Below are 21,982 nucleotides of genomic sequence, written 5' to 3' on the forward strand. Positions count from 1 at the left end.
AAAATCGATAATGAACCTATCAATTGAGAATGAATTCCATCTCATCTCTTATACATTTGATATCGTATTTTCTTTCTCATTTATCATTTCTATAATTTCATTATTTTCATTTAACACAGCTACTTTTGGTGAGTGATTTACCATTTCATCTTCATTTAATTGTGCATATGTCATAATAATAATGACGTCTCCAACTTCAACTAGCCTTGAAGCCGCGCCATTTAAACACATCTTTCCACTACCACGTTCTCCAGCAATGACATATGTTTCAAATCGAGCACCGTTATTATTATTAACAATAGCAACCTTTTCATTGGGTAAAATATCAACCGCATCTAATATATTGGCATCTATTGTTATACTTCCAACGTAATTTAAATTAGATTCTGTAACTCTAGCCCTATGGATTTTTGAGTTCATAAATGTTCTAATCAATATAGTCATCTCCAATAATTATATTATCTATCAATCTTGCTTTAGAAAATTTAACTGCCAATGATATGAATATTCGTCCATGAATCTCTGATTGTTGTATAAGATTTGGATAACTATAAATACCCAAATCATCAATATGTCCACTAATATTTTTGTTTAAATACGCAGCGATTTGACTTATAATCTCATTGCTATCTCGTTCACCCGCTTCATACAAATTCTTTGCTAAGCGTAGACTTTGATATAAATGTTTTGCCTCTCTTCGTTCTTCAGAGGTCAAGTAAATATTTCTAGAGCTTTTGGCTAAACCATCTTTTTCTCTTACGATATCAATGCCAATAACGTGTACAGGAAGATTAAAGTCTTTAACCATCTTTTCAACAATAGCTAATTGTTGCGCATCCTTTTTCCCGAAATAGGCATAATCTGGTTGCACAATATTAAATAATTTGTTGACCACGGTCACAACACCTTCGAAGTGTCCAGGTCTTTGTGCTCCCTCTAATACTTGTGCTAAATGTCCAACTTTGAGATGAACACCTAATTCTTCTGGATACATTTCATCTACACTTGGATGGAAAACATAGTCCACTTTTAACTTTTTTACTGCATCCACATCATCATCGAGTTGACGTGGATAAGCGTCAAAATCCTCATTTGGACCAAACTGTAAGGGATTCACAAATATACTAATAACCGTGAGATCATTTTCGTTTACAGATTGCTTCATCATGGTTAAATGACCATCATGTAAAGCTCCCATAGTCGGAACGAATCCTATTGTTTTACCTTCACGTTGATATTGTTTAACAATAGATTGCATTTCATTAATTTTTGTAATAACTTTAGTCATGTTGCTCTACCTCATCCATAATACGTTTTTTATAAGTATGCTTTTCAGAAGGAAACGCCCCGTCTTTAACCTCTTCATTATATTGCCTTAATCCATCAATACCGGTTGAAAAGTCTGCAAATTGTTTAACAAACTTAGCGTGTCGATCAACACCGTAATTTAACATATCATGATAAACTAATACTTGCCCGTCAGTATCTTTACCTGCCCCTATACCTATAACTGGAATAGTGAGTTGCTGACTAATTTCTCGAGCTAAATCACTAGGTATGGCTTCTAAAACCAGTACTACTGCACCAGCAGTTTCCATTGCTTTAGCATCTTTGATAAGTTGCATAGCGGCTGCCTTTGTATCCCCTTGAAGTTTATACCCCATTACACCTACACTTTGAGGTGTAAGACCTAAGTGAGAAACAACAGGTATACCCATTTTAGTTGCTTTTTGAATAAATGATGTAAGATGAGCCCCTTCTACTTTGACAGCGTTAGCATTCGTGTTTTGATAAAGCTTAAGTGCATTTTTTAAATCTTCTTCATCACTTAAACCAACAGTCCCTATAGGCATATCAACAACTATAAATGTATCCGGAGCACCTCTTTTAACAGCCTTACCATGATGAATCATATCGTTCAATGTTACTTGAACAGTACTATCATATCCTAACACTGTCATTCCTAAAGAATCTCCTACTAAAATCATGTCAATTTCAGCTTGTTGTGCTTGCTTAGCACTAGGATAATCATAAGCTGTAACCATAGAAATCTTTTGCTGTGATGCCTTCATTTTGTTTAAATGATTTAAAGTTTTCAATTCATTTCACCCTCAATTTCCTTTATTATTAGCAATAGTATAATGAATCGTAAAAAGAAAGGAAAGAATAAAGTTATGACAATTGCCATTATAGGTTCAGGTGCAGTGGGTACAACATTAGCTGTTGAATTAAAAAAAGTTCTACCAGATACGGAACTCATCGGCCGGCAAGATAAATTAATGACCTATTTCCCAGAAAATACTACAAATGGATGTCATATTAAAGTGACTTCATTTAATCATATTAATCATACTTTTGATGTCATTATCATAGCTGTTAAAACACATCAATTGGATGACGTCATTAAACAATTACCTAAAATCACTCATGATAATTCGCTCATTATCTTAGCACAAAATGGCTATGGACAGCTTAATAAACTTCCATATCAACATGTCTTTCAAGCAGTCGTCTATATTAGCGGACAAAAAGTCAACAACAAGGTTCAACATTTCAGAGATTACCAACTATGTATTCAAGATAGCACACTAACTCGTCAATTCAAGCAAATGGTTCGTCCTTCCAAAATAGAGGTGGTTTTAGAAGAAAATATTGAAAAAAGCATTTGGTATAAATTATTAGTGAATTTAGGTATAAATACCATCACTGCTATTGGACGTCAACCAGCTAAAATTTTAAAATCTCCTCATATTGAGTCGATATGTCGTCGTATATTAGTTGATGGTCTTAAAGTTGCTAGAGCTGAACAAATTGACTTTGAAGATCATATCGTTGATGATATTTTAAATATTTATAAAGGTTATCCAGACGAAATGGGAACAAGTATGTATTACGATGTCATTAACAAGCACCCTCTTGAAGTCGAGGCCATACAGGGTTATATATATAAATGTGCAAAAAAACATCATTTAGAAACACCCTATCTAGATATGGCTTATACATTTTTATACGCTTATCACCTCGAATACACCCAACCAGATTGATATCTTAGGTGAATCATTCATTAAAAAATATGACTTTTTCTCAAATAAATGTCTTTATTCTACAAATAAACAACCTCATATTTGAAATGCGTTTACTTTATAAATTCTAACCATCATAAACATACAACAAAGCCTAGAACACAAATTCATGTCCTAGGCTTTGTTAACGTACAGACAATCTATACTTGAATTGAAGAAGTTATTTATATCAAACTTTTTCAATAGTAGTACAAGAAATCCCAACATTGTGAGTTTCATTCAGAAATTTTCTATGTTGGGATTCGTTACCAGGATAAGACAATATATTCAATACATATTTTATCCTATCCCTCATCTATTTAGTATACAAATCATCGTAGTCTATAATGTTTGGAGTTAAGGTACATCTAGCTAACAATTATTCAGCTTCTCTGATTTCATCAGCTATATCTTTATAGTCAATGTCAGCATCAGTAAATGATTTAGCATCTACTGGGAAGTGTTGTTCAAATGTTTCAAAGTTTTGTATTTCAACAGTCACATCATCCACTTCAAAGTCTAAAATATGACCACCGAAATCACGATCATCATTTGCAAAGTGAATATGGAAACCTGCAGAACCAATACCATGGAATAATTCTGGAGTGAAGAAACCTACGATTGAACCTTTGATATTTTCACGTGTTTCTTCAGGTTGTCTACGAGCTGAATCAATTAAACGTGTGTATGGAGGTTCTTGACCAGGCATCATACGTACATGCATTTTTTTAAACGTTCCTGAAATTTTAACTGCTGAGAACATATTTTCACTTGTCATTTGTTTTTTAACTTCATCGAATACTTCTTCTTGATTTTTATTAGAAGTTTTAAAACTTGAGTCTGACTTGAATTTTGTAACTGTTGCATATGGTGTCATTTCGTCGCCTGTCAATTCTATAAACTCTTTATGTTCATTTGCATGATAAGCTTTACCATCAACAAAAATTACTTCTCCATCAGAACCTGTAAGCGTAGCAATACCTAAATCACCATGCTCTAATAAGTCATTAATTGAAGCAGTTCCTTCTAATAAACCTGCCATTAAAGTTCCTAATGTTCCGTGTTGATACAATACATTAGTCATTCATAATCACTCCTATTAATATTCATTACTTGAAGAAACGCATCCTAAGGTAGCCTTTCAACCTTAGAGTGCGTTCTATTAAAATTCAACTTAGTATCATTGATTAATATATTAATTTAAAGCATTGGGTAACATATTTGTAGATAATTTAACATTATCTGCATAGTTAACTGGGATATCAATTAATACTGGTCCATCAGTTTCGTAACCCTCTTTAAGTGCTGCCTCTAATTCTTCTTGATTAGTCACACGTAATCCTTTAGCGCCAAATGATTCTGCATATTTTACATAATCAACTGGTCCAAATTCTACACCTGCAGAGCGTTTGTATTTCATTTCTTCTTGGAATTCAACCATGTTATAACGACCATCATTCCAAATTAATTGAATGATATTTAAGTTTTTACGTACTGCAGTTTCTAATTCTTGTCCTGAGAATAGGAAACCACCGTCTCCAGCTACAGAAACAACTTGTGTATTTGGACGTACAAGTGCAGCTGAAATAGCCCATGGAAGTGCAACACCTAAAGTTTGCATACCGTTACTGAATAGTAAATGTCTAGGATTGTAACTTCTGTATTTACGAGCCATCCAAATGTAATGGCTTCCCACATCTACAGTTACAGTAGTATCATCAGTTAAAACTTTTTGCATTGTTTCAATGATTTCAACTGGGTGCATCACACCTTCTTTGTGAGTTGCTTTAATTCCAGTTGCTTCTATGATTTCGCCTCTTAATTTTTCAAGTTCATCTAAATGATCTTGATTAATAAATGGTTCATTTACATGTTCAGAAATCATATCGATTGTACTTGCAATGTTTCCAATTAACTCTTTAACTGGTTGCATGTAATTTGTGATTTCAGCATGTTCTTCGTCGACATTGATGATTTTAGTATCTAATTCTTTATTCCAGTTACTTGCTTCATATTCAATAGGGTCATAACCGATTGTGATAACTAAATCACTTTTTCTAAGTAATTCGTCACCCACTTGGTTTCTAAATAAACCAACACGACCGAAGAAGTGATTTTCTAATTCGCGACTAATTACGCCGGCACCTTGGAATGTTTCAACAACAGGTAAATTTGTTTTTTGAACTAAACGGCGAATAGCTTCTGTTTCAGCTTGGCTTGAACTTCTCATTCCAGCTAATAATACTGGGAATTTAGAATTTTTAATAGCCTCAATCACTTCATTAATTTCTTGTTCTGAAGGTACACCAAGATGTGGTTTTTGACATAATGAAATTGCATCAGCTTTGACAGGTGATGAAATAACATCTTGTGGAATACTGATAAAGCTCGCTCCATTTTTACCTGAAGTAGCTGTACGCATTGCATTCGTAATAACCTCTGATAGTGATTCTGGATCTTGTACTTCTGCACTATATTTAGTTGAGGATCTAAGTAATGATGCATTATCAATACTTTGATGTGTTAAACGTAATAAGTCATTTCTTTTAACTTGACCACCGATAGCTAATACAGGGTCACCTTCAGAAGTTGCAGTTAATAAACCAGTAGTTAAGTTACTTACCCCTGGGCCACTTGTAGTAATAGCCACACCTGGTTTTCCTGTTAAACGACCAATACCTTGTGCAATCATCGCTGCATTTTGTTCATGACGCGTAACGACTAATTCAAGATCGTCATCCTCTAGTGCATTAAATAAGTAGTCGATTTTTGCACCTGGAATACCAAATACATACTCAACTCCATTATTTTTTAAAGTATCAATTACCATTTGTGCTGCAGAATATTGTTTTTCCGCCATTTATATTCATTTCCTTTCAAAAATTAAGTTCATTCAAAACATCTTCGTCATTCTTATAAGTTTTAAACTAAATGTTTTATAGAATCATAAGTGTCTTCTAAAGTTTTCACTGATTTTTCTAGTAATTGTAGTTCGTTATCATTTAATGGTGTTTCATAAATTTTAACTGCACCATTTTGATTGATAAGTGTTGGTAAGCCAAGATAAACATCTTTAAATCCATATTGACCATTAAGTTGACTAGAAACTGTCAAAATACTATTTTCATTATTTAATAAAGCTTTAGAAATACGTAATAATGCTAGAGCTATACCATAATACGTAGATCCTTTAGCTTGAATGATGTCGTAAGCAGCATCTCTTGTATTAATATAAATTTCATTCGCTTTAGCATCGCTACCAGTTTCTTCTTTCAATGTATCATACACTGAAATACCTCCAACGTTTGCTTGAGACCAAACTGCAAGTTCAGAGTCACCATGTTCACCTATAATGCTAGCGTGAACACTACTTGCAGTAACACCTAATTCTTTACTTATTAAATATCTGAATCTTGCACTATCAAGCACTGTACCAGAACCAATAACACGTTCAGCTGGTAAACCTGTAACTTCTTTAACATAACGTGTTAAAATATCAACTGGGTTTGCAGCAATTAAGAAGAAACCATCAAAGCCACTATCCATGACACTAGTTACGATACTTTTCATGATTTTAGTATTTTTCTCAACAAGTTGTAAACGAGTTTCACCCGGTTTTTGAGGTGCACCTGCTGTAATAACAACTAAATCTGCATCTTTACAATCTTCATATTCTCCAGCTTTTACAGTCACTGGTGAAGCACTGTAAAGTGCACCATGGTTTAAATCTTTAACGTCTGCTTCCACTTTATCTTTTGCAATATCAATAATTACAAATTCATCTGCAATTCCTTGAGTCACCATAGCAAATGCATAACTTGAACCTACGGAACCGTCTCCTACTAGAACAACTTTTTTCCCAAATTTTTTCATTTTAACGAACTCCTTCATAATAAAGTTACACAAATAACTGTGTTAGCTTATTTGTATAATATTTCTATTAAAATAACTAGAATTTTACTTCAGTTCAGATATAAAAAATTCATTTTAATGACAATTTTTCAACACTTTTCTGAAGTAATCAACTCAGCGACTAACTTTATTACGTTTATTATTATAGTACGTGACAAAGTATTAATAAAATACATAATAACGATGTTAACCATTCATAAAAGGAATAGGTTTCCTATAGAAAAATGTAATACTTTGTTTGTTCATATATGAAATAAACGAATGTGAGTTAATCGCGGTCTTTTTTCGACAATAAAGACATCAATTCAATACCTTTATTAAAAGACTACCTACTAGGCCATACCCACCTCTATGTATAAACTAACAATTAAATACAATGAATTCCAAATATTTATCAATAAGTATAACGTCAAAGCATCGAAAAATCGTAATTGATTAAAATATCTACCGTCGCATACCTTTTTCAAGAATTTATAATATAAAAGTTTAACATCGGCACATTTTAAAACTAAGCCATCAACTTCCAATACACAAAACACCTGAGACAAATATCAATGTCTCAGGCTCAGTTATTTAAGTATAAACACCTACTTGAAAAGCACACTTCAATTTATGTACTAGTCATTTTAATATTTAAATAGTGGAGCAAGAACTATTAGTGTACCTTAATGAATTTTAAGTGCATATGTACAATACATTAAAAATGTGTTCGTGCCTCTAACATATCTTTGGCGTTATTAAAAATAGACAAGTTGTTATATCGACTTTGATATAAAATCCTTTACTAAGTATTAAGCTATGTTGGTTTCATCTCAGAAATAAATTCGATCCATTTGCGAGTTACATGATTGAGATAAGCATCTTTTCGCCATATCACGCCAAGATGCCATGATAATTCAACATTCTCTAATTGAATGGACGTTACGTTATTCCCCATTAAATTAACTAAACTTTCTGGAACGATACTTATTCCAATTCCTTGTTGAATCATGTTAGCGATAAAGCTAATTTGAGAAATATTAGCAACAGTTTTAGGGTAATAGCCTAGCCTTTTACAATTCTCTATAATTTGATCTTTTAAATAATAATCATCATGAAATAAAACAAACTCTTCATCTTTCAAATCTGCCATGTCTACTTTATTTAAATGTGCTAAGTGGTGGTCATTACTTACTACTAATAGTAATTCCTCGTTATACAAAGAAGTTGAATGAAATTCACTGTGATCTACAGGTAGTGTAGTAATACCAATATCCACATCATCATTAGATGTTAAGTTCTCAACAATTTTACCACCACCCTCAATCACTTCATATGTCACATTAGGATAGAGTCTGTGAAACTGATTCAATGCATTTGTAAACATTTGAACATTCATCATTGGTGATAATCCTATTTTAATATGACCTTTTTGAACGTTCACAATGTCATTCATTTCTAAAGATAATTTCTCGAATAAAGCTAAAAATTCTAAACTATTATCATAAAATGTTTGACCTATATCTGTTAGTTTTATTTGTTTTTGTGACCGGTCAAACAATGTAATATCATATTCATTTTCAATATTTTTAATCGCTTTGCTAATCGTTGACTGCGCAATGTATAAGTGTTCAGATGCTTGCGTCATACCACCTTGTCGTACAACTTCTACGAAATATTTAATTTGTTTAATTTCCATTTATATTCATCCTTAATTATTAACATTTGATTGATAGATATTTCTTCACATAGAACCATCGTTTGATATCTAGCATTTTTTCATCGACATAACTTCTTCAATTATTCATTTACACTAACACTGATTAAACAATAAATCCTTGTATATATTTGTTTCAATTGACTAATACCGATTATTTTTCATCAGTATCACGATGCTCTCTTTTACGATAACATGTTTTACAAATATAGTTACTTTACTAATTTATAAATCATGTGAAGAAATACATGACAAATACCATAATTTAAAACTCCTGTGATATTAACATTCAATTTATATTTGTCCCTATTGAAATTTAACTATATTAACTTAATCACTGTGAAAATAATTTTTATTAATTTTTCAGAATTTTTAGACAAAACATTTATCTTCTGTGCTATTATATTAATTATCAGAATCAGCCAACTCATTTATCTACATGTAGATGATTTTTAATACGTATTGTTAAGGAATGTTTGCTGACTCATGTTAATAGTAAGTTGATGTTATGGAGGTTTGTTATGGGAAGTTTTTTTAATCGGATGACTCGGAAAGAGAATCCTACTATTTATCAAAATAAAGATGGGCATCTTAAACGCACGCTACGTGTACGCGACTTTCTTGCACTAGGTGTTGGTACAATTGTTTCTACATCTATCTTCACTTTACCAGGTGTTGTCGCGGCTGAGCATGCCGGACCTGCTGTTTCGTTGTCATTCTTATTAGCTGCTATTGTGGCAGGTCTTGTAGCCTTTACTTATGCAGAAATGGCATCTACAATGCCTTTTGCAGGATCAGCTTATTCATGGATTAATGTACTTTTTGGTGAATTATTCGGATGGGTTGCCGGTTGGGCGCTTTTAGCAGAATACTTTATTGCTGTTGCTTTCGTTGCTTCCGGCTTTTCTGCTAACTTAAGAGGTCTTATTGCACCATTAGGTATTTCTTTACCTAAATCATTATCTAATCCATTTGGAAGTAACGGTGGTGTCATTGATATCATTGCTGCTGTGGTGATTATTTTAACTGCATTACTATTATCACGCGGAATGAACGAAGCTGCTCGTATGGAAAATATATTGGTTATTCTAAAGGTGTTAGCCATCATTTTATTTGTGATTGTAGGGCTCACTGCGATAAATTTCAGTAACTATATACCATTTATTCCAGAACATAAGGTTACTGATACTGGTGATTTTGGAGGTTGGCAAGGTATTTATGCTGGAGTTTCAATGATTTTCTTAGCTTATATTGGTTTTGACTCTATTGCTGCTAATTCAGCTGAAGCGATTAATCCACAGAAGACAATGCCTAGAGGAATCTTAGGATCACTCATAGTAGCTATTGTATTGTTTGTTGCCGTAGCACTTGTTCTTGTTGGCATGTTCCACTACTCTCAATATGCTGATAATGCAGAGCCAGTAGGTTGGGCATTACGAGAAAGTGGTCATGGTATTATTGCTGCAATTGTTCAAGCAATTTCTGTTATCGGTATGTTCACTGCATTAATTGGTATGATGCTTGCAGGTTCACGTCTATTATATTCATTTGGACGAGATGGTTTACTCCCTTCTTGGTTAAGTCAATTAAATCACAAACATTTACCTAATCGAGCACTTGTCTTACTTACAATCATTGGTGTAGTTATCGGATCAATGTTCCCGTTTGCTTTCTTAGCACAATTGATTTCCGCAGGTACCCTTGTTGCATTCATGTTTGTGTCACTAGCCATGTATCGATTAAGAAAACGCGAAGGGAAAGATTTACCTAAGCCAGAATTTAAATTACCTTTATATCCTATTTTGCCTGCAATTACATTTATATTAGTATTGCTAGTATTTTGGGGATTAAGTTTTGAAGCTAAATTGTATACACTGATATGGTTTATTGTAGGTATAATTATTTATTTAATTTATGGAATTAGACATTCCAAAAAGAATGATGAAGAAGCGTATCAAGTACCTAGAGAATAAATGAAAGACCCATAGATTAAATTAAAATATAGGGAGTAGGACAACGAACTCGTTATGAATTCTGTCCCACTCCCTATATTAATATTGTTATTTAGTGTCGAGGCTTTGCTATTCATCTACTTTTTTCTTACCAACCTTGACCACTAATGTCATATTGATTTAATTCTCCTCTTTCCAACTTTTCAAGCGCCTGTTCTATTGTATCTAATGCTTTATCAAGTTGCTTATAGGTAATCACAAGTGGTGGTTGAAATCTTAAAACATTACCCGCAACTGCTATGATAATCACACCATTTTCAAAGCAGTAATTACATATCTTTAATGCTGCTTCAGAATCTCTAGTTTTCTCAATTTTATTTGATACTATGTCTATTCCAATTGATAATCCAATACCTCGAACATCACCTACATATTGGTAACGTTCTATCCATGGGTCTATTCTTTTTCTAACATAATTCCCTTTTTTCCATGAGGCGTTTAGTAAATCTTCATCTTCAATCATCTTTATCGTTGCTAATGCTGCTTCACAACTTACAGGATTTGCACCAGTTGTAAATAAATGTGCAGGTGCTTCAAGACTTTCCATGATTTCTTTACGACCTACAATCGCAGACATTGGTAAACCACCAGCTAATGACTTTCCAAATGTCATTAAATCTGGAGTAAAATGATAATGATCCACGGAACTCCACTTTCCTGTACGACCTAATCCTTGTTGGATATCATCAACTGCAATAAGAATATTGTGAGCGTGGCAAAGCTCTTGTAATGCTTCAAAATAACCTGGTACGGGTTCAAGTAAGCCACCGTCACCTTGAATTGTTTCAACCACAATACATGCCACTTCCTCCGCAGGGACGTATTTTGCAAACATTTCTTTTAAAGGCGCTAAATATTCCTCAACCGTGTTAGGTTTAGCTTGATCAAACATCCCCCTATACTTATCGGGAAAAGGTATATGGTAAAATCCATTAAGTAATGGTCCATAATGCTTACGCATATTCAAACTAATTGAAGACATTGATAATGAACCAAATGTTGAACCATGGTATGCATTGGTAAAACTTATGATGTATGGACGTCCTGTATACGCACGTGCAAACTTTATAATCCCATCATTAGCATCAGAGCCACTTAATCCGAAAGTAACTCTCTTCTCATAATTTCCAGGAGCAATGTCACATAATTTTTTTGATAATCGCACTAACGGTTCATGATACATATATGCCGGTGTATAATGAATGAATTTCTCAGTTTGGTTCTTAATTGCTTCAACTACTGGCTTCGGAGCGTGACCCACATTTTGTGAACTTGCACTTGCTAATAAATCAATATAAGACTTACCCTCTATATCGATTAACGTGGCTCCATAACCATGATCAATAACTAGAGGATAATATTTAATCCGTCCAGAATGTGCAAAATAACGTTCATCTTCATCTATCAAATGACTAACTTTACTCATTGAGTTCCCTCCCAATAATGACTCTTTTTAATATAGCTATCTACATTTGAAGCTATAAAACTATCAACTGCTATCGTTTTAAAATAAATCAATACTAATAGGATAGTAATCAATATACTAACAATTTTCAGATTTGTAAATATTTTCTGATAATTAAAAATATTTTCGTTTCGATTCTTTTGTGATAAAGAAATATATGTCCTTGAGTCTTAGATGATATGTTTAAAGGGAATATAGAATAAAATATTTTACGGAGGATATTAATATGAATGGGTTAAAAATATTTTATCATTTATTATACGCAACCACGATTAGCGTGCTATTACTTATTTTAACTATATTAATGGATGTGTTACTACAAAACACACACTTAACTCAGTTATTACTCAATATTGATTTTTTAATCAACCCTGATGAAGTGCCAACAATTATCGAAGTACTGATTCATTTAAGTATTGGAATATTGATTTATATCACCTTTTTAATTATCTATCATTATTCAAAATTCTTGTATCGTCTAGCATACTTACTTTTAGTATTAATATTTGCTTTGATGTATCCACTTCTCGTTTTTCTTGCGCAACGCTCAATTTTTTCCTTTAGTTGGAACGAATTTGCATGGTGGTTAGTTGCACATCTTTTTTTCGTCATTTTAATGGCGAGTTGTCTACCTATCATTTCGAAAAAAACTTTATGATTTTAAAACTCATTTCTCAATGTCTTTTACATATTATAAAATAAATATTGGCAGTAGAAACATCATAGATAATTAGACTATGATATCTCTACTGCCCTATTAGTTATTCTGGCTCTCCATCTTCATCATACTTCGTTACTTCTCCATCTTTATCGATAATATAAGATCCTTCTAAATGACCTTCTTTATCTGTAAACGAGAACCCCCAACTACCATCACTATCTTTTTCTGGTTCTTTGTAAATATATGTGTCTGTATCTAATTGATGCCCTTCGTAGTCCTCAACTATATCGATAACATTACTTCGTGTCACCGTTACTTCATCAGAACTGCTTGATTGATTTTCCGTTTCAGAAGTATCATCTTCATCTTTTAAATTATCGCCAACTGAAAATTGAGTCCTCATCATCTGACTTATCTTATTGATTTCACTTTCACTTGCGTTGTATAACTTAACTGTACGAGCATCATCTATAATGCGCTGAGATTCTCTTTTAGAGTAATCAGCGTCACGCCAACTCCCTTGAAAATGTGATGGTACATTATATATTGTAATTGTGCCATCTCCATTATTTTTATAATAAACTGAACCTGCTGCAGTAACACTTGCTGTTAACAATTCTGTTCCTTCAGGTAGTTTAGCTGATTCGTCTGGGTGATAGGGATCTAAAACTTTATTAGAAATATTTTGATGTACAATTTCTAAATCGTCAAAAGGAAGGTCACTATCACCTCTATAGCTATCTAAAGCAGTTAACCAAACTTGAGCATAGTATTTATTCGAATGGGTATCTTGTTGTGTGTCTTGCTGATTACCTCCTGTTTGATTTCTACTTGTACTTGATTTTGAATCTCTGTTATTTTTATCCCCTGATTGTTGATCATCATTTATCGTTGAGCTTCCTTTATTATCACTATCTCCAAGACCACAACCGGCTAATATTAATACTGTAAACGCACATATCACTGCTAATTTCTTCAATTCAAATACTCCCCTACATTCTAATCTATTTAACACAACAAAATAAACCACTTTATAAAATAATTATAAACTAACTATTTTTAAAAATGTACAACAATTTAACAGATTATTAAAAATTCGCTATTTACTAAGCAATACTTGACGTCTTTTTTACTGCTGTATCATCAGCAATGATTTATAATTATTAAGATTTTTAACGTATCTTAAAATTTGTGTTTGAATTCTTTTAAACCACTATTATCTCGCAATCAAGGTGCTAAACTATAATCGTAAAGTAATTTAAATACATCATATATCATCAATTCGAAATGGGGTTATCAATGTGAAAAAGATTTCTCTAATTGCAACGACTGTATTAACAGGATTATTATTATTTCCAAGTGTCAATGACACAACGACACATGCAGCCGAAGTAACATCTCATGATGCACAAGCTGTAGCAATTCAAGCTATGAAAAATAGTGGTGGCAATCCGGACTTACAAAATTTCAAAAAAGTTAAGGATAAAGGGGATTATTTCACAATTGATATCAATAATAAATCTGGTGCTGGTGTCGGTACTTATAAAGTATACAAAAATGGTGTGGTGCTATATAAAAGTGGAGATTATGGAGAATATAGTCAACTCAATACACCACAATGCTATGTTGCACAAGATATTGCTACAACATCTTCACAAGTAAAACAACACTCTACTCAACAGACACATGCAGTGGATAGCACACGTGAACTCAATTCATATTACGTAGGTCAAGTTCAATCTTCTGACTTACCACAACAAAGCTCATCTGATATGCTACCGAATACTGGTATGAAAGATAAAAATTTCAATACAAATGGTATAATAAGTCTATTTTTACTCACTGCTGGTTTCATTGCACTTTACCATCAACCTTTACGTAAAATGACATAGTTCTTTGAATATCATTTTGGGATAGTATAATGTTGCACCACGATGATGTCTGAATTCAGTCTTAGGAATTGTTTCTACAAAATCATTTGTGGGGATAAGAACTGAAGTATCCTTTGGTAAAGTAAGTTGAGTCATATTATAATCTTTATATATTAGGCACCTCGTTAATTTAGTTTAGTGGTATTTATTAAATTATACGAAAGGGCCTTATTTTTTTAGTATTTCAATGTAAAATGACATATAAACACAAAGTATTTTGGCGATACTCCTGAGGGAACAGGACAAGCTGAAGACTACAGGATGAAGCTGTTCCCTAAGAAAGCAATCCAACAATACGAACTATTGTAAATAAAGGAGCCAGTAAATGAATTTATAAAAAACTCATTTACTGGTTATTTTGCTAGAAATTATGTGCCAATCTCTCCTTTTAATTTCAATATTTGTAAAATATTTTGAACACACTCTCCTACCAATAACATAAATATTGAAACAAGCTTGATAATAGCGCATTTTAATCCACTATCGACTACCCATATGTAAAAATCCTTGAGTCAATGACTTAAGTTTCATATTAATCGAACATGAACGAACCTCCAATTCTTTTACAAAATTTTGAAATATATATCACTTTTTCAATAACGTTGAATAGAATTTAACTACCTGGGTAAACATCATAATGTAATTGCTAAAACTAACGTAATCTATACGTTTTTATAAATAAAAGGAGGACATCATAATGAAATATATTGTGGTAGGTACATCTCATTCAGGATATGAAGTAATCCAAACATTGCTTAAAGAAGATGAAAATGCTGATATTCAAGTTTTTGAAAGTGCAGATCAACCGTCCTTTTTATCTTGTGGTATTCAAAGTTATCTTGAAGACATCTCATCATCACTAGATGATTTACATTACGCATCCGTTGACTCTTATAAGGCACAAGGTGTAAACATTCATACGAATAGCACAGTCACAGATTTAGATACTGACAATAAGACTGTTACAGTTGAACACCAAGGTCAAACATCAACTTATTCTTATGATAAATTGTTCCTAAGTCCCGGCGGTAAACCTGTTACACCTCCAGTCGATGGAATTGAAAAATATAAACATGTATTATTTATGCGTGGACGCGATTGGGCAAATCAAATTAAAGAACGCATGAAAGATGCCAAAAAGGCTGTTGTAGTCGGAGGTGGCTATATAGGTATTGAAGCTGCTGAAGCTTTTGCTAAAGCAGGCATAGATACTACAATCGTAGATGTCGCTGATCGTATATTAAACACTTACTTAGATAAAGAGTTTACAGACGTATTAGAAACAAATGCACAGCAACACGGTCTTCATTTTAAAGGTGGCGAAACAGTACAATCACTTTCAGGAAATCAAAATGGCGAAGTAACTACTGTAGTTACCGACAAAAATGAATATGACGCAGATACTGTCTTATTTGCTGTAGGTGTCGAACCGGCTACCGAGTGGCTAAAAGATAAAATAGATTTAGGTAAAAAAGGAATTATAAACATTAATCACCAACAACAAACATCTGCTAAAGATGTCTATGCAGGTGGCGATGCGACATTAGTTCCTTTTGCACCAGTATCTGAGGATCGTTATATTGCATTAGCAACAAATTCAAGACGTCAAGGCGTTGTCGCAGCAAAAAACATGTTGGGTAAAGAAATGACAATGCCACGCGTTTCTGGTACTTCAGGTTTACAATTATTTGATTATAAATTTGGACAGACTGGCATTCATGGTACAGAAATCGATAATTATGATGGCAATTTAGGTCAAACATACGTAGAAGAATTGATTCGTCCTCAATTTATGCAAGATGATACGAAAATTCATATGAAAATTATTTATGATAAAGACACTCATCGTATACTTGGTGGTCAAGTCATGTCAAAAGAAGATATTACTGCTTCTATTAATACTATTTCAGTAGTAATATCTGCTGGTTTCACACTTGAACAGCTCGCTGTCCAAGATTTCTTCTTCCAACCTGATTATGATAGACCATGGCATTACCTTAATGTGTTAGCCCAACAAGCATTGGGAGATACATTTGGTAGCGATAAGATGTTATTCTAAATCTCTTAATCTGATATAGGAAAAAGTACTTATAAGCCTAGGATATCTAATGTTGTCCTAGGTTGATTTAACCTTTATCAATTGATAGTTAAATATCCAATACCAGTTAAACTTCTTCAATTCTATTCGTCGGTGTTTCTGACGAAATGATGCATTTAAGGAAAATCATTGTTACGATTTATTTACATTTTACACATCTAAATCATAGTTAATTACAACAATTATGTGATTTTTCATCATTTTTAAGTAGAAAAACTTGAGATAAAAAGTAATTTTTATCATACTGTATATGAAAGTTATATTAAGGAGTGGAAAGTATGAATAAAGAACAATTAGAAAAAATGACTCATGGTAAAGGATTCATTGCTGCATTAGACCAAAGTGGTGGTAGTACACCTAAAGCACTTAAAGAATATGGTGTGAATGAAGACCAATACAGTAATGAAGACGAAATGTTCCAACTTGTTCACGATATGCGTACACGCGTTGTAACTTCACCTTCATTTTCACCTGATAAAATTTTAGGTGCGATTTTATTCGAACAAACTATGGATCGCGAAGTTGAAGGTAAATACACTGGAGACTATTTAGCGGACAAAGGCGTTGTTCCTTTCTTAAAAGTCGACAAAGGTCTTGCTGAAGAGAAAAATGGCGTGCAATTAATGAAACCAATTGATGATTTAGATGAAACTTTAGATCGTGCAAATGAACGTCATATCTTCGGTACTAAAATGCGTTCTAACATCCTTGAACTTAATGAACAAGGAATCAAAGATGTTGTTGAACAACAATTTGAATTCGCTAAAAAAATCATCGCTAAAGGTTTAGTACCTATTATCGAACCAGAAGTTAATATTAACGCTAAAGATAAATCTGAAATTGAGAAAGTTTTAAAAGCTGAAATCAAAAAAGGTTTAGATTCATTAAACGATGATCAATTAGTTATGCTAAAATTAACTATTCCTACTGAAGCTAACTTATATAAAGAATTAGCTGACCACCCTAATGTTGTACGTGTAGTAGTATTATCAGGTGGTTACAGCCGAGATGAAGCTAACAAATTGTTAAAAGATAACGATGAATTAATTGCAAGCTTCTCACGTGCATTAGCAAGTGACTTACGTGCTAGCCAATCACAAGAAGAATTCGATAAAGCATTAGGCGATGCTGTAGATTCAATCTATGATGCGTCAGTAAATAAAAACTAATTATTTATCAGTTCATAACGAACAATGTTTTCTCTAAACAACATCACATTGTCTAGAGAAATATTAAAACCGTGTGGTAGATTAATCTGACCACACGGTTTTTTTATACTTTACACACATTTTGTCCTTTGATTATTCATCGAACGACATACTACTTTCGATAATTTTTTTAAATACACCAAGTTGATAAGATGAAAAATCGTTTTGAGCACTTAAGAATGGCGCTGATGCAACTTCAACGTATTTATGATTATCATCACTATCTAATTCCGTTGGTGAAAATAGATAATAAGCTAATATGGCTGAGGAAATATCATTCTCTTCATCAGAATCACTGCCTAATATTGAAACTTGAGTGTATGGTTTTCCTTTATATTTCGTCTGTAAAATACCATATGATGTCGCTTTAGGATCTTTCAAACGCGTTAAATCTTCCAATGTCTTAACTTCTTCTAAGTCTTTAGCTTTAACCATTTTCTTTTTGTCTAAAGCAAAAAATCCAGGTTGAATATTTGTAGCTACTAATTTACCTTCTTTAAATGTTGCAAGTATTTGAGCGTAGGACATAGGTTGCTTATTTTTACCTGTTTTTTTACCATCTGGATCTACATACATATAATTGATATGCTTAATATTTTTTCCTTACTTTTCATTCGTTTAATCTCTACACCTTTTTTATCTTTAAAGAACTTATTAACTTCTTCAATAGATGACCCTTTAGATTCTTTTGTATATTTATAATCTGCAAGTGTTACCTTATCCACTAATTTTTTATAGTCTTCCCAGCCTTGCAATCCCGTTTTATTTGTAAAACCTTTTTCTGTAATAAGTGCATCGATTTCATTAAGAACTGGCTTTTGTTTAAGATCCTTAGCTTCTTTTTCTAGTTCTTTATATTCGTCCTCTTTTGTATATTCAGTCGCCACGTCCGTTTTTTTCTCCGAGCTTTTTGATGATGACTTTTCATTAGAAGATTGATCTGAATCATTGCTATTTGAACATCCCACAAGAGCAATTGACATCACAATTAATAAAATTCCAAAAATTTTTTCATATTCTATCTCCTTTTAATTTTTATATACAGAGAAATAACAATTAAATATTGATTAGTTTTAAATTGCTATTTATAACTTTATAATACACTATTTAAGGTTTTGAATATATAGTTACCTATACATATTTTTATTTATTAATTTTACAAAATGAATTTTCATTAATTATCTATCAATTAAAGAAAAGATATGAAATATACTTTGTATTGAAATTTTTTCGCTGCCTTATCATAGGATATGATAGTTAACAATCTTGATTTAAATCCCTTTCATCTGCAAATTAGCCATCGACTGTTAATATATAAAAATGCCTGAGACACTCATTGTCTCAGGCATTTAAAAGATTAAATACAGCAACTTTACCTAATAAGGAATAATAGATAACGCTATATCTTTTTATTTTGCTTTATTATAGAACCCTAATTCAAGATCTTTAGATGTTTGTTTACGTATTTTTCTCATTAATTGAACATCATCAATAAGTGATTCACCATATGAAGGAATCATTTTCTTGATTTTAGGTTCCCAGTCTTTCGCGTATTCAGGGAAGTTTTTCTCTAAAACTTCTAGTGCTACTGATACTGAAGTTGATGCTCCTGGTGATTCGCCTAGTAATGCAATAACTGAGTGGTCTTCAGAATTAACCACTTCAGTACCAAATTGGATAAATCCTTTACCATTCTCTTCAGTATCTTTAATAACTTGTACACGTTTACCAGCTGTGTAAACTTGCCAATCTTCATCACGCGCTTCAGGATAGAACGTACGTAAATGGTTCATACAACCTTCTTTTGTCATAATGACTTGGTCAAATGAATACTTAATTAATGGTAAGTTTTTAACTGCAGAAGCAAGTAAAGTCGTAATGTTATATGGTTTAATTGATTTGAATAAATCCAAGTTAGAACCATGTTTTAGGAATTTAGGCCCCACGTTTGCAAATGGCCCAAATAATAATGTTCTTTCACCATCAATGTAACGTGTATCTAAGTGAGGTACCGTCATTGGTGGTGTACCAGGTGGTTCTTTACCATAAACTTTGGCATCGTGTTGTTCAATAACTTGTGGATTTGTACAAGCAATAAATTGTCCACTGATTGGGAATCCACCTAAATGTTTACTTTCTGGAATGCCAGTTTTTTGTAATAGTGGAATTGCGCCACCACCAGCACCGATAAACACATAATCAGTTTGATGTTCGAATACTTGTCCATTATTTAGATTTTTAATTTTAACTGACCATTTACCATTAGACAAACGTTCAAAATCAACAACTTCATGTTTGTATTGCACTTCAACGTTTGGTGAGTTTTTAAGATTTTGAGCCATTTTACGAGTTAATTCACCGTAGTTTACGTCAGTGCCTTCGTCTATTTTACTCGCTGCCATGTAGCCCTTATCTTCACGGCCTTTCATCATTAATGGAATCCATTTTCTCATTTCTTCAATATCTTCAGTATATTCGATATTATCGAACATAGGGAATTGCTTCATCGCTTCATAACGATCTTTTAAGAATTTAACGTTATTTTTACCACGAACAAAACTAATATGAGGTAATGGATTAATAAATTCTTTAGGATTTTGAATTTCTCCTGATTTAACTAAATGACCCCAGAATTGTTTAGAAATTTCAAATTGTTCATTAATTTCTTTAGCTTTTTCAATATCAATTGAACCATCAGGTTGTTGTACAGTATAGTTCAATTCACATAAAGCTGCATGCCCTGTTCCTGCATTGTTACGTTCATTTGAACTTTCAATACCAGGACGATCTAGACGTTCATATAAATGAATGTCCCAATCAGGTGCAATCGTTTTCAACATAGAACCAAATGTAGTACTTAGTACACCGGCACCGATTAACACGACGTCTTTTTTGTCAGACATAGCCATAATGTTCACCTCTTATGTAGTAGTTATCAAATTGCTTTCCAGCTAATTAGACGTCATCATTCTTGTTATATTACTTTATAACCTCAAAACCTTAGAAAAGAATCAAATCTAATAGCTTTTACATATATATGTTAAAGCAAGCACTTTGAAAAGTAAATTGTTAATAGTAAATTTATGACAATTTTATGATATATATTTTTATGAAAATTTAACGTTTAGCTAAAAACTTTTCAATATAAAATGCCGATTCCTCTATCGATTTATATTCTGTATTAATTACCGTTGCATTTAATTTTCTAAAAACTTCTTCAGCATAAGATAATTCTTTTTTGATACGCTCTAAACTATTGTAATTAGATTCTGAAGATAGTCCTAATGTTTCTGCACGATTACGTCGTATATTTGCGATATAATTGGGACTTGCTGTTAATCCAAATACCTTTAAATTCTTTTGTTGAAATACATTATCTGGAATAGCCACTTCAGGGACTAAAGGAATATTTGCAATCTTATATCCTTTATTAGCTAAGTACATACTTAATGGCGTTTTAGAGGTACGTGATACACCTACTATTAAAGCATCCGCTTCTCCAATATCTGTAAAATGCTTACCATCATCATATTTCACTGAATACTCAATTGCTTCTATACGCTTAAAATACTCATCATTAAGCTTACGCAACGCACCACTTTCCATTAATGGTTTAGCGTGTGTATGTTTTTTAATTATACTAATTAACTCAGACATGTAATCTACATAGGGAATTTGATGTTCATTTGCAAACTGATGACCTAATGCATTAAATGACTCACTCACTAATGTTGTTGCAACAATTGCATTCTGTTCTTTAGCTAATTGTAAGACATTTAAAAATTCTTGTTCGTCCTTAATATACGGAAATTTCTTAATTTCTACTTGAGTTAAATCTGGAAACTGTGTCAACGTTGCATGAATCATCCGTTGCGCTGTTTCTCCTATTGAATCTGAAACTATAAATAACTTTAATACTTCATTATTATCCTTCACC

Annotated in this window: 18 protein-coding genes and 1 pseudogene; 6 read left to right on the top strand and 13 right to left on the bottom strand. The window is 32.6% G+C overall.

Annotation, left to right across the window (positions count from 1 at the left end):
* Positions 1-48: 48 nt before the first annotated feature.
* Genes panD through panB form a run of 3 tightly spaced genes read right to left on the bottom strand, consistent with a single transcriptional unit; the run spans position 49 to position 2,099 of the window.
* The gene (gene panD / locus HMPREF2897_RS01725) at positions 49-435 is read right to left on the bottom strand and encodes an aspartate 1-decarboxylase (RefSeq protein ID WP_002475660.1); all 387 of its coding nucleotides are present in this window, start codon (positions 433-435) and stop codon (positions 49-51) included.
* Complete coding sequence (gene panC / locus HMPREF2897_RS01730; RefSeq protein ID WP_002486870.1) at positions 428-1,288, bottom strand: pantoate--beta-alanine ligase; 861 nt, start codon at positions 1,286-1,288, stop codon at positions 428-430. Before panC ends, panD begins: the two co-directional genes overlap by 8 nt.
* Complete coding sequence (gene panB, locus HMPREF2897_RS01735) at positions 1,281-2,099, bottom strand: 3-methyl-2-oxobutanoate hydroxymethyltransferase (RefSeq protein WP_070592518.1); 819 nt, start codon at positions 2,097-2,099, stop codon at positions 1,281-1,283. The genes panC and panB overlap by 8 nt, the downstream gene beginning before the upstream one ends.
* A gap of 75 nt (positions 2,100-2,174) precedes the next feature.
* Between panB and HMPREF2897_RS01740 the strand changes: the two genes are divergently transcribed.
* Complete coding sequence (locus HMPREF2897_RS01740) at positions 2,175-3,044, top strand: oxidoreductase (RefSeq protein WP_070592519.1); 870 nt, start codon at positions 2,175-2,177, stop codon at positions 3,042-3,044.
* A gap of 397 nt (positions 3,045-3,441) precedes the next feature.
* On the opposite strand, the gene budA is transcribed toward HMPREF2897_RS01740, so the two are convergent.
* The 4 genes from budA to HMPREF2897_RS01760 all read right to left on the bottom strand — a co-directional run bounded on the left by budA (position 3,442) and on the right by HMPREF2897_RS01760 (position 8,652).
* Positions 3,442-4,146, bottom strand: a complete 705-nt coding sequence (budA, locus tag HMPREF2897_RS01745) for an acetolactate decarboxylase (protein ID WP_070592521.1) — start codon at positions 4,144-4,146, stop codon at positions 3,442-3,444.
* A gap of 111 nt (positions 4,147-4,257) precedes the next feature.
* On the bottom strand, positions 4,258-5,922 hold the full coding sequence (alsS, locus tag HMPREF2897_RS01750; RefSeq protein WP_002447054.1) for an acetolactate synthase AlsS: 1,665 nt from the start codon (positions 5,920-5,922) through the stop codon (positions 4,258-4,260).
* 62 nt (positions 5,923-5,984) lie between these two features.
* Positions 5,985-6,935: an L-lactate dehydrogenase gene (locus HMPREF2897_RS01755; RefSeq protein ID WP_002490664.1), complete on the bottom strand. Its 951-nt coding sequence runs from the start codon at positions 6,933-6,935 to the stop codon at positions 5,985-5,987.
* 835 nt (positions 6,936-7,770) lie between these two features.
* Positions 7,771-8,652 (bottom strand): cidABC operon transcriptional activator CidR, encoded by an 882-nt coding sequence (locus HMPREF2897_RS01760; RefSeq protein WP_002447052.1) that lies wholly within the window; start codon positions 8,650-8,652, stop codon positions 7,771-7,773.
* A 539-nt stretch (positions 8,653-9,191) separates the two neighbouring features.
* Between HMPREF2897_RS01760 and HMPREF2897_RS01765 the strand changes: the two genes are divergently transcribed.
* On the top strand, positions 9,192-10,643 hold the full coding sequence (locus HMPREF2897_RS01765; protein WP_002490588.1) for an APC family permease: 1,452 nt from the start codon (positions 9,192-9,194) through the stop codon (positions 10,641-10,643).
* Between the two features lie 127 nt (positions 10,644-10,770).
* Here the strand turns inward: HMPREF2897_RS01765 and HMPREF2897_RS01770 are convergent, their stop codons facing one another.
* Positions 10,771-12,108 (bottom strand): aspartate aminotransferase family protein, encoded by a 1,338-nt coding sequence (locus HMPREF2897_RS01770; RefSeq protein WP_002447050.1) that lies wholly within the window; start codon positions 12,106-12,108, stop codon positions 10,771-10,773.
* A 265-nt stretch (positions 12,109-12,373) separates the two neighbouring features.
* Between HMPREF2897_RS01770 and HMPREF2897_RS01775 the strand changes: the two genes are divergently transcribed.
* Entirely contained in the window at positions 12,374-12,805 is a 432-nt protein-coding gene (locus HMPREF2897_RS01775) for a hypothetical protein (protein WP_049383235.1), read from the top strand.
* 103 nt (positions 12,806-12,908) lie between these two features.
* Here HMPREF2897_RS01775 and HMPREF2897_RS01780 read toward each other — a convergent pair whose 3' ends face one another.
* The gene (locus tag HMPREF2897_RS01780; RefSeq protein ID WP_049383234.1) at positions 12,909-13,787 is read right to left on the bottom strand and encodes a hypothetical protein; all 879 of its coding nucleotides are present in this window, start codon (positions 13,785-13,787) and stop codon (positions 12,909-12,911) included.
* Between the two features lie 322 nt (positions 13,788-14,109).
* On the opposite strand from HMPREF2897_RS01780, the gene HMPREF2897_RS01785 reads away from it, so the two are divergent.
* Positions 14,110-14,700, top strand: a complete 591-nt coding sequence (locus HMPREF2897_RS01785; protein ID WP_002490686.1) for a hypothetical protein — start codon at positions 14,110-14,112, stop codon at positions 14,698-14,700.
* On the opposite strand, the gene HMPREF2897_RS12715 is transcribed toward HMPREF2897_RS01785, so the two are convergent.
* Complete coding sequence (locus tag HMPREF2897_RS12715; protein ID WP_371091733.1) at positions 14,683-14,835, bottom strand: hypothetical protein; 153 nt, start codon at positions 14,833-14,835, stop codon at positions 14,683-14,685. The genes HMPREF2897_RS01785 and HMPREF2897_RS12715 overlap by 18 nt on opposite strands.
* A gap of 601 nt (positions 14,836-15,436) precedes the next feature.
* Here HMPREF2897_RS12715 and HMPREF2897_RS01790 point away from each other — a divergent pair.
* Positions 15,437-16,798 carry an FAD-dependent oxidoreductase gene (locus HMPREF2897_RS01790; RefSeq protein ID WP_002486869.1) on the top strand — a complete coding sequence of 454 codons (1,362 nt, stop codon included), beginning with the start codon at positions 15,437-15,439 and terminating at the stop codon, positions 16,796-16,798.
* A gap of 317 nt (positions 16,799-17,115) precedes the next feature.
* A complete protein-coding gene (locus HMPREF2897_RS01795; protein WP_002458264.1) occupies positions 17,116-18,006 on the top strand; it encodes a fructose bisphosphate aldolase in 891 nt (296 codons plus the stop codon).
* Between the two features lie 132 nt (positions 18,007-18,138).
* On the opposite strand, the pseudogene HMPREF2897_RS01800 reads toward HMPREF2897_RS01795, so the two are convergent.
* From HMPREF2897_RS01800 to HMPREF2897_RS01810, 3 genes and pseudogenes are all read right to left on the bottom strand, one after another.
* A pseudogene (locus tag HMPREF2897_RS01800) lies at positions 18,139-19,028 on the bottom strand (hypothetical protein).
* Positions 19,029-19,454: 426 nt separating this feature from the next.
* Positions 19,455-20,954, bottom strand: coding sequence for an L-lactate dehydrogenase (quinone) (gene lqo, locus HMPREF2897_RS01805; RefSeq protein ID WP_001830651.1), 1,500 nt, complete (start codon positions 20,952-20,954; stop codon positions 19,455-19,457).
* 208 nt (positions 20,955-21,162) lie between these two features.
* The gene (locus HMPREF2897_RS01810) at positions 21,163-21,981 is read right to left on the bottom strand and encodes a pyruvate, water dikinase regulatory protein (protein ID WP_002447042.1); all 819 of its coding nucleotides are present in this window, start codon (positions 21,979-21,981) and stop codon (positions 21,163-21,165) included.
* Between the last annotated feature and the right edge of the window lies 1 nt (position 21,982).

Source organism: Staphylococcus sp. HMSC065D05 (assembly GCF_001813195.1).
In the GTDB taxonomy this organism is placed as follows: domain Bacteria; phylum Bacillota; class Bacilli; order Staphylococcales; family Staphylococcaceae; genus Staphylococcus; species Staphylococcus epidermidis.

What these genes read in the sequence shown, in the direction of transcription:
- HMPREF2897_RS01765 (WP_002490588.1), top strand. Translation starts at nt 9,192, where the DNA reads ATGGGAAGTTTTTTTAATCGGATGACTCGGAAAGAGAATCCTACTATT.
- budA (WP_070592521.1), bottom strand. Translation starts at nt 4,146, where the DNA reads ATGACTAATGTATTGTATCAACACGGAACATTAGGAACTTTAATGGCA.
- HMPREF2897_RS01755 (WP_002490664.1), bottom strand. Translation starts at nt 6,935, where the DNA reads ATGAAAAAATTTGGGAAAAAAGTTGTTCTAGTAGGAGACGGTTCCGTA.
- panC (WP_002486870.1), bottom strand. Translation starts at nt 1,288, where the DNA reads ATGACTAAAGTTATTACAAAAATTAATGAAATGCAATCTATTGTTAAA.
- HMPREF2897_RS01775 (WP_049383235.1), top strand. Translation starts at nt 12,374, where the DNA reads ATGAATGGGTTAAAAATATTTTATCATTTATTATACGCAACCACGATT.
- lqo (WP_001830651.1), bottom strand. Translation starts at nt 20,954, where the DNA reads ATGGCTATGTCTGACAAAAAAGACGTCGTGTTAATCGGTGCCGGTGTA.
- HMPREF2897_RS01790 (WP_002486869.1), top strand. Translation starts at nt 15,437, where the DNA reads ATGAAATATATTGTGGTAGGTACATCTCATTCAGGATATGAAGTAATC.
- HMPREF2897_RS01795 (WP_002458264.1), top strand. Translation starts at nt 17,116, where the DNA reads ATGAATAAAGAACAATTAGAAAAAATGACTCATGGTAAAGGATTCATT.
- HMPREF2897_RS12715 (WP_371091733.1), bottom strand. Translation starts at nt 14,835, where the DNA reads ATGACTCAACTTACTTTACCAAAGGATACTTCAGTTCTTATCCCCACA.
- HMPREF2897_RS01760 (WP_002447052.1), bottom strand. Translation starts at nt 8,652, where the DNA reads ATGGAAATTAAACAAATTAAATATTTCGTAGAAGTTGTACGACAAGGT.
- HMPREF2897_RS01740 (WP_070592519.1), top strand. Translation starts at nt 2,175, where the DNA reads ATGACAATTGCCATTATAGGTTCAGGTGCAGTGGGTACAACATTAGCT.
- alsS (WP_002447054.1), bottom strand. Translation starts at nt 5,922, where the DNA reads ATGGCGGAAAAACAATATTCTGCAGCACAAATGGTAATTGATACTTTA.
- HMPREF2897_RS01770 (WP_002447050.1), bottom strand. Translation starts at nt 12,108, where the DNA reads ATGAGTAAAGTTAGTCATTTGATAGATGAAGATGAACGTTATTTTGCA.